This window comes from Micromonospora inaquosa (assembly GCF_003857055.1).
In the GTDB taxonomy this organism is placed as follows: domain Bacteria; phylum Actinomycetota; class Actinomycetes; order Mycobacteriales; family Micromonosporaceae; genus Micromonospora; species Micromonospora inaquosa.
The window spans coordinates 41,345-50,218 of sequence record NZ_QGSZ01000249.1 but is presented as its reverse complement, the minus strand read 5'-3'; the positions used below and the strand labels follow the sequence as shown (position 1 = coordinate 50,218).

At 67.8% G+C, this 8,874-nt stretch carries 3 protein-coding genes and 1 pseudogene; all 4 read right to left on the bottom strand.

Annotated features, from left to right (window positions below; translation table 11 throughout):
• Positions 1 to 268, bottom strand: a pseudogene (locus tag DLJ59_RS37010) (RDD family protein); the annotation flags it as partial.
• 220 nt (positions 269 to 488) lie between these two features.
• A complete protein-coding gene (locus DLJ59_RS22325; RefSeq protein ID WP_124774567.1) occupies positions 489 to 857 on the bottom strand; it encodes a hypothetical protein in 369 nt (122 codons plus the stop codon).
• Positions 858 to 951: 94 nt separating this feature from the next.
• Entirely contained in the window at positions 952 to 4,839 is a 3,888-nt protein-coding gene (locus DLJ59_RS22320; protein WP_124774566.1) for a DNA-directed RNA polymerase subunit beta', read from the bottom strand.
• A gap of 80 nt (positions 4,840 to 4,919) precedes the next feature.
• Positions 4,920 to 8,351: a DNA-directed RNA polymerase subunit beta gene (rpoB, locus tag DLJ59_RS22315; RefSeq protein ID WP_124774565.1), complete on the bottom strand. Its 3,432-nt coding sequence runs from the start codon at positions 8,349 to 8,351 to the stop codon at positions 4,920 to 4,922.
• Between the last annotated feature and the right edge of the window lie 523 nt (positions 8,352 to 8,874).

Here is an 8,874-nt window from a genome sequence, read left to right as displayed (position 1 = left end):
GCACACCAGGGTTGGACGACGGCGGCCCCCAGCCGTGCGGCACACCCGGCCCGGACGACGGCGGGCCCCAGCCCGGCGGCACACCAGGTCCCCCTGGCGGCGGGCCCCAGCTCTGCGGCACACCGGGGCCGGATGTGCCCGGGCCCCAGCCCTGCGGGGTCCAGGTCCGGGCGCTGGAGACCGGGTACGGCTGCGCGGGGCCGGGCGCCGAGGGCGTGCCCCAGCCGGAGTACGGCGCCGGAGGGGGCGGCGCGTCCGGGGCGGACACCGGCGAGGGCTGCTCGCCGCTCAGGGACGGCCGCGCCCAGTCGCTTCGCTCGGTCGGAGGAGCCGGCGGGTCCGGGGGGCCGGCCGGTTCGTCCGCAGGGGGCCGCGCCGGTTCCGTCACGAGGTCCTCCTGTCGAAAGGCCACCACCGCCACGCGGCGGACATCGGCCAGGCTACCGCCGCGAGCGCCGCCGCCCGCGCCGGGCGCGGGCACCGGCGGCTCAGTCCATGTTCGCCGGGTAGTCGTGACCAAACGGCGCGCCGGCCAACCGGACCACCCCGATGACCACCGCGGTCACCACGCTGACCGCGACCAGCACCAGACCGGTCCAGGCCATCCACTCCCCCCGTCGCAGCCAGACGCTGCCGGTCAGGAAACCCCCCGAGGCGTACGCCTCGCGGCGGGCCTGCCGAGCCAGTTGCAGGGCCACCGTGGCCGGCACCACGCCACCGATGAACAACCCGGTCAGCATGCCGAGCAGGCCCAGCGCGAAGACCGCCCGTGCCTTCGTGGCGCGGGCCGGGTCCGGGTCCTTCGGGTGGCGCAGGTCCGGCTGGGCGACGGACACCTGCCCGGGTGCGGTCGTCATACCCCCATCATGCCGAACCCGGCCCCGGGGTGGGTGGGCACGGACACGACGAGGCCCCCGGCTTTCACCGGGGGCCTCGTCGGATAACTGGTGCTTAGCGGTACGACCCGAAATCGAAGTCGTCCAGCGGCACAGCCTGCCCGCTGGCCGGCCCGAAACCGTAGTCGGTCTCCGGGTACCCGGTCATCGAGTAGACCTTGGCCTTGGCCTCCTCGGTCGGCTCGACCCGGACGTTGCGGTACTTGCTGATGCCGGTACCCGCCGGGATGAGCTTGCCGATGATCACGTTCTCCTTGAGGCCGACCAGCGAGTCGCTGCGCGAGTTGATCGCAGCGTCGGTCAGCACCCGGGTGGTCTCCTGGAAGGAGGCCGCCGAGAGCCAGGAGTCGGTGGCCAGCGAGGCCTTGGTGATACCCATCAGCACCGGACGACCAGCGGCGGGCTCGCCGCCCTCCGAGACGAGCCGGCGGTTCTCCGACTCGAACAGCGCCCGGTCGACGAGCACACCCGGCAGGAACTCGGTCGAGCCGGAGTCGATGACCGTCACCCGCTTGAGCATCTGGCGGATGATGATCTCGATGTGCTTGTCGTGGATGAGCACACCCTGCGAGCGGTAGACCTCCTGGACCTCACTGGTCAGGTGGACCTGGACCGCCCGCGGACCCATGATCCGCAGCAACTCGTGCGGGTCGATGGTGCCCTCGGTCAGCTTCTCGCCGACCGCGACGTGACCGCCGTCGTGGGTCCGGAGCTTGACCCGCTTCGAGATCTTGTCGTAGACGATCTCTTCGCTGCCGTCGTCCGGCACCACGATGATCTTGCGCGAGCGCTCGCCGTCCTCGATCCGGATCCGGCCGGGGGTGTCGGCGATGGGCGCCTTACCCTTCGGGACCCGAGCCTCGAAGATTTCCTGAACACGCGGCAGACCCTGGGTGATGTCCTCACCCGCGACACCACCGGTGTGGAAGGTACGCATCGTCAGCTGCGTACCAGGCTCACCGATGGACTGGGCGGCGATGATGCCGACCGCCTCGCCGATGTCGACCGACTTACCGGTCGGCAGCGACCGGCCGTAGCAGGCCGCGCAGACGCCGAGCTTCGACTCGCAGGTGAGCACGCTGCGCACCCGGACCGTCTCCACTCCGGCGGCGACGATCTTGTCGACCCCGATGGAGTTGATGTCCTGACCGCGCTCGGCGACCACGGTGCCGTCCGGCCCCTTGATGTCGTCGGCGAGGGTCCGGGCGTGCACGCTGGTCTCGGCGTGGGTGTGGACGACGAGCTTGCCGTCCAGCTTCTCGCCGATCTGCATCGGGATCGCCCGGTCGGTGCCGCAGTCCTCTTCGCGGATGATGACGTCCTGCGAGACGTCCACCAGACGACGGGTCAGGTAACCCGAGTCGGCGGTCCGCAGCGCGGTGTCGGCCAGACCCTTGCGGGCACCGTGCGTGGAGATGAAGTACTCCAGCACGGACAGACCCTCCCGGTAACTGGCCTTGATCGGCCGCGGGATGATCTCGCCCTTGGGGTTGGCCACCAGACCACGGATCGCCGCGATCTGCCGGAGCTGGAGCAGGTTACCGCGAGCACCCGAGTTGATCATCTTCCACAGTGGGTTCTCCTGCGGCAGCGCGGTGTCCATCTCCTTGGCGACCTCGTTGGTCGCCTTGGTCCAGATCTCGATGAGCTCGCCGCGACGCTCCTCGGCGGTCATCAGACCACGCTGGTACTGCTTGTCGATCTGGTCGGCGTCCTTCTCGTACTTCGCCAGGATCTCCGCCTTGCGCGGCGGAGCGATGACGTCCTCCATGCCGATCGTCACGCCGGACCAGGTGGCCCAGTGGAAACCGGCCTCCTTGAGCCCGTCCAGGGTGGCGGCCAGCGCCACCTTGGGGAAGCGCTCGGCGAGGTCGTTGACGATCGCGGAGAGCTGACCCTTGCGGATCTCGTAGTTCACGAAGCGGTAGCCCTGCGGCAGCGTCTCGTTGAACAGCACCCGACCCAGGGTGGTCTCCACGGTCAGCGGGTCACCCTCGACCCAGCCTTCCGGGGCGGCCCACGCCTCGGAGCCGTTGCCGTTGTCGACACCGACCACGCCACGCAGGCGGATCTTCACCGGCGCCTGCAGGTGCAGCTCACCGTTGTCGAAGGCCATCCGCGCCTCGGCGTCCGAGCTGAACGCCCGGCCCTCGCCCTTCTCACCGGCGGTGAGGTGGGTGAGGTGGTACAGACCGATGACCATGTCCTGGGTAGGCATGGTGACCGGCTTACCGTCGGCCGGCTTGAGGATGTTGTTCGACGACAGCATCAGGATCCGCGCCTCGGCCTGAGCCTCGGCGGACAGCGGCACGTGCACCGCCATCTGGTCACCGTCGAAGTCGGCGTTGAACGCGGTGCAGACCAGCGGGTGGATCTGGATCGCCTTGCCCTCGACCAGCTGCGGCTCGAAGGCCTGGATGCCCAGACGGTGCAGGGTCGGCGCCCGGTTGAGCAGCACCGGGTGCTCGCCGATGACCTCTTCCAGCACATCCCACACGACCGGGCGCTGACGCTCGACCATCCGCTTGGCGGACTTGATGTTCTGGGCGTGGTTGAGGTCGACCAGCCGCTTCATCACGAACGGCTTGAACAGCTCCAGCGCCATCTGCTTGGGCAGACCGCACTGGTGCAGCTTGAGCTTCGGGCCGACCACGATGACCGAACGGCCGGAGTAGTCGACGCGCTTGCCCAGCAGGTTCTGGCGGAACCGGCCCTGCTTGCCCTTGAGCATGTCGGAGAGCGACTTGAGCGGGCGGTTACCCGGGCCGGTGACCGGCCGGCCGCGACGGCCGTTGTCGAACAGCGCGTCGACGGCCTCCTGGAGCATCCGCTTCTCGTTGTTGACGATGATCTCGGGCGCGCCGAGGTCGATCAGCCGCTTGAGGCGGTTGTTCCGGTTGATCACGCGGCGGTACAGGTCGTTCAGGTCCGAGGTCGCGAAGCGGCCACCGTCGAGCTGCACCATCGGGCGCAGGTCCGGCGGGATGACCGGGACGCAGTCCAGCACCATGCCGAGCGGCGAGTTGCGGGTGTTCAGGAACGCCGCGACGACCTTGAGTCGCTTGAGCGCCCGGATCTTCCGCTGGCCCTTACCGGACCGGATGGTCTCCCGCAGGCTCTCGGCCTCGGCGTCGAGGTCCATGTTCTGGACCAGCGCCTTGATCGCCTCGGCGCCCATGGAACCGGTGAAGTACTCACCGAACCGGTCGCGCAGCTCGCGGTAGAGCAGCTCGTCGGTGACCAGCTGCTTCGGCTCCAGCTTGCGGAAGGTGTCCAGCACCTCGTCCAGGCGGTCGATCTCGCGCTGGGCCCGGTCGCGGATCTGGCGCATCTCGCGCTCTCCGCCCTCCTTGACCTTGCGCCGGACGTCCGCCTTGGCACCCTCGGCCTCCAGCTCGGCCAGGTCGGCCTCGAGCTTGGCGGCGCGCTTCTCGATCTCCGAGTCGCGGCTGTTCTCGGACTGCCGCTTCTCGGCCAGGATCTCGTTCTCGATCGTCGAGAGGTCACGGTGACGCGACTCGGCGTCAACGCTCGTCACGACGTACGAGGCGAAGTAGATGATCTTCTCGAGGTCCTTGGGGGCAAGGTCCAGCAGGTAGCCCAGCCGGCTCGGAACGCCCTTGAAGTACCAGATGTGGGTCACCGGAGCGGCGAGCTCGATGTGCCCCATCCGCTCACGACGGACCTTGGAGCGGGTCACCTCGACGCCGCAGCGCTCACAGATGATGCCCTTGAACCGGACGCGCTTGTACTTACCGCAGTAGCACTCCCAGTCCCGCTGCGGACCGAAGATCTTCTCGCAGAAGAGCCCGTCCTTTTCCGGCTTCAAGGTGCGGTAGTTGATCGTCTCAGGCTTCTTGACCTCGCCGTGCGACCACTGACGGATGTCGTCAGCGGTGGCGAGACCAATGCGCAGCTCGTCGAAGAAGTTGACGTCGAGCACTATGTCCCCTATGTCGTCGTCTGTACTGCTAATTCTCGGGCGGGGTCGGGGGCCGGCGAGCCGGCCCCCGACCGCACACCTCAGACCTCTTCGACCGAGCTCGGCTCGCGCCGGGACAGGTCGATGCCCAGCTCCTCAGCGGCCCGGAACACCTCGTCGTCGGTCTCGCGCATTTCCAGGGCCACACCGTCGCTGGAGAGCACCTCAACGTTGAGGCACAGCGACTGCAGCTCCTTGAGCAGCACCTTGAACGACTCCGGGATGCCCGGCTCCGGGATGTTCTCGCCCTTGACGATGGCCTCGTAGACCTTCACTCGGCCGAGCACGTCGTCGGACTTGATCGTGAGCAGCTCCTGCAGGGCGTAGGCAGCGCCGTACGCCTGCATCGCCCAGCACTCCATCTCACCGAAACGCTGACCACCGAACTGCGCCTTACCACCCAGCGGCTGCTGCGTGATCATCGAGTACGGGCCGGTCGAGCGAGCGTGGATCTTGTCGTCGACCAGGTGGTTGAGCTTCAGGATGTAGACGTAGCCGACCGCGATCGGGTCGGGCAGCGGCTCGCCGGAACGACCGTCGAACAGCTGCGCCTTGCCGGTACGCCCGATCAGCTGCTTGCCGTCCCGGTTGGGCAGGGTCGACTCGAGCAGACCGGAGATCTCCTCCTCGCGGGCACCGTCGAAGACCGGGGTGGCCACGTTGGTGTCACCCTCGGACTCGTGCGCGTCGATCGAGCGGAGCTGGCGCTTCCAGTCGGCGTCGTCACCCTCGACCTTCCAACCGGTCTTGGCGACCCAACCGAGGTGGGTCTCCAGCACCTGGCCGATGTTCATCCGGCTCGGCACACCGAGCGGGTTGAGCACGATGTCGACCGGGGTGCCGTCCTCAAGGAACGGCATGTCCTCGATCGGCAGGATCTTCGAGATGACACCCTTGTTGCCGTGCCGGCCGGCGAGCTTGTCGCCGTCCTGGATCTTGCGCTTCTGGGCGACGTAGACCCGGACCAGCTCGTTGACACCCGGCGGCAACTCGTCGCCGTCCTCGCGGGAGAACGTGCGCACACCGATGACCGTGCCGGTCTCGCCGTGCGGCACCTTCAGCGAGGTGTCCCGAACCTCACGCGCCTTCTCACCGAAGATCGCGCGGAGCAGCCGCTCCTCCGGGGTCAGCTCGGTCTCGCCCTTGGGCGTGACCTTGCCGACCAGGATGTCACCGGGGACGACCTCGGCACCGATCCGGATGATGCCGCGCTCGTCGAGGTCAGCGAGCATTTCCTCGCTGACGTTCGGGATGTCGCGGGTGATCTCCTCCGGACCGAGCTTGGTGTCCCGGGCGTCGACCTCGTGCTCCTCGATGTGGATCGAGGTGAGCACGTCCTGCTGCACGAGGCGCTGCGACAGGATGATCGCGTCCTCGTAGTTGTGGCCCTCCCAGCACATGAACGCCACCAGCAGGTTGCGTCCGAGCGCCATCTCGCCCTCGTCGGTGCACGGACCGTCGGCGATGACCTGACCGGCCTCGACGCGATCGCCCTCGAAGACCACCGGCTTCTGGTTGACGCAGGAGCCGGCGTTGGAGCGGCGGAACTTGTGCAGCAGGTACGTCCGGCGGTGGCCGTCATCCTGGTGGATGGTGACGTAGTCGGCGCAGAGATCCTCGATCACACCGCCGACCTCGGCGACCACCACGTCGCCAGCGTCGACCGCGGCCCGGTACTCCATGCCCGTACCCACGAGCGGCGCCTCGGCCTTGACCAGCGGCACCGCCTGGCGCTGCATGTTCGCGCCCATCAGTGCCCGGTTGGCGTCGTCGTGCTCGAGGAACGGGATCATGGCGGTCGCGACCGAGGTCATCTGCCGAGGCGAGACGTCCATGTAGTCGACGGCAGCCGGGACGACGTCCTCGGTCTCGCCGCCCTTACGACGGCAGAGCACCCGGTCCTCGGCGAACGTGCCGTCAGCCTTGAGGCGCGCGTTGGCCTGGGCCTTGACGAACCGGTCCTCCTCGTCTGCGGTCAGGTAGTCGATCTGGTCGGTGACCCGACCCTCGACGACCTTCCGGTACGGCGTCTCGATGAAGCCGAACGGGTTGACCCGGGCGAAGGTGGACAGCGCGCCGATCAGGCCGATGTTCGGGCCTTCCGGCGTCTCGATCGGGCACATCCGGCCGTAGTGGGACGGGTGCACGTCGCGGACCTCGAAGCCGGCCCGCTCCCGGGACAGACCACCCGGGCCGAGCGCGCTCAGCCGACGCCGGTGGGTCAAGCCCGCCAGCGGGTTGGTCTGGTCCATGAACTGGGACAGCTGGGACGTCCCGAAGAACTCCTTGATCGCCGCCACCACCGGGCGGATGTTGATCAGGGTCTGCGGGGTGATCGCCTCGACGTCCTGCGTGGTCATCCGCTCGCGGACGACCCGCTCCATCCGGGACAGGCCGACCCGAACCTGGTTCTGGATCAGCTCGCCCACGGTACGGAGACGGCGGTTGCCGAAGTGGTCGATGTCGTCGGCCTCGTAGCCGTCCTCACCGGCGTGCAGCCGGCACAGGTACTCCACGGTGGCGACGATGTCGTCCTCGGTCAGCGTGCCGGTGGTGATCGGCACGTCGACTTCGAGCTTCTTGTTGAACTTGTAGCGCCCGACCTTGGCCACGTCGTACCTCTTCGGGTTGAAGAAGAGGTTGTCGAGCAGGGTCTGGGCGTTCTCGCGCGTCGGCGGCTCGCCAGGGCGCAGCTTGCGGTAGATGTCGAGCAGCGCCTCGTCGGCGCCGGCGATGTGGTCCTTCTCGAGCGTGGTCATCATCAGCTCGGACCACCCGAACCGCTCACGGATCCGCTCGGCCGACCATCCGATGGCCTTGAGCAGGACGGTGACGGCCTGGCGACGCTTGCGGTCGATGCGGACGCCGACCGTGTCGCGCTTATCGATGTCGAACTCCAGCCAGGCACCCCGACTCGGGATGACCTTGACGCTGGAGAGGTCGCGGTCGGAGGTCTTGTCCGGCTGCTTGTCGAAGTACACGCCCGGAGACCGGACGAGCTGGCTGACCACGACGCGCTCGGTGCCGTTGATGACGAAGGTGCCCTTGGGCGTCATCATCGGGAAGTCACCCATGAACACCGTCTGGCTCTTGATCTCGCCAGTGGTGTTGTTGGTGAACTCCGCGGTCACGAAGAGCGGAGCGCAGTAGGTCAGGTCCTTCTCCTTGCACTCCTCGATCGAGGCCTTGACCTCGTCGAAGCGCGGCGCCGAGAAGGAAAGCGACATGGTGCCGGAGAAGTCCTCAATGGGACTGATCTCTTCAAGGATCTCCGCGAGACCCGAGCGTGCGTGCGGGTCGTCCGCCGACCGGCCCTGCCAAGCCTCGTTGCCGACGAGCCAGTCGAAGGACTCGTTCTGGATGGCAAGGAGGTTGGGGACCTCGAGGTGTTCGGTGATCCTGCCGAATGAAACTCGGCGGGGAGCGAATGCGCTCGACGTACGACTGGTCTTCGCAGGGCGGGAAGCTGCCAAGATGCGTCCTTCCGAGGACCGGTGCTGCAGAACGGCTGGTACGCGTGCACTCCAATGACCCCACCAGAAATATCCGTAAACGGACATTTCCGAGCAGGGGTCAAGTCGGAAGGCAGCGCAAACTAGCAGTGTAGCCGAGAGGCTAACCGCTGTCCAGCCCACCCCGCAGGTTGTTTGCGGAGCGCTCCTCGGCCCCCGTCACCGGGGTCTGCCGGGCCGCTCAGAACGCAACTCCCCACTGGGCCGCTCGGGTTACCGCGGCCGATGGTGCCGCCGCTGTCATACCCACGTCGTGGCCGTCGCAAGCGCGGTGTCTTGCTGGTGTCAGCGTGCCTGGCAGCCCCGGGCCGCGTCAAGGGCCGGTATTACCCTCGCCGCGTGTTTCCCCCTGGAGAGCGACCCGCCGCCCTCGCTCCGTTCGACGGAGCCGCAGGTCGGAGCCGATCTCAGGGCCGAGCAGAGCCGACACCACCAATACGGCGGGCGGCGATCCGTGTCGGATCACCGCCCGCCGCGACGCGAT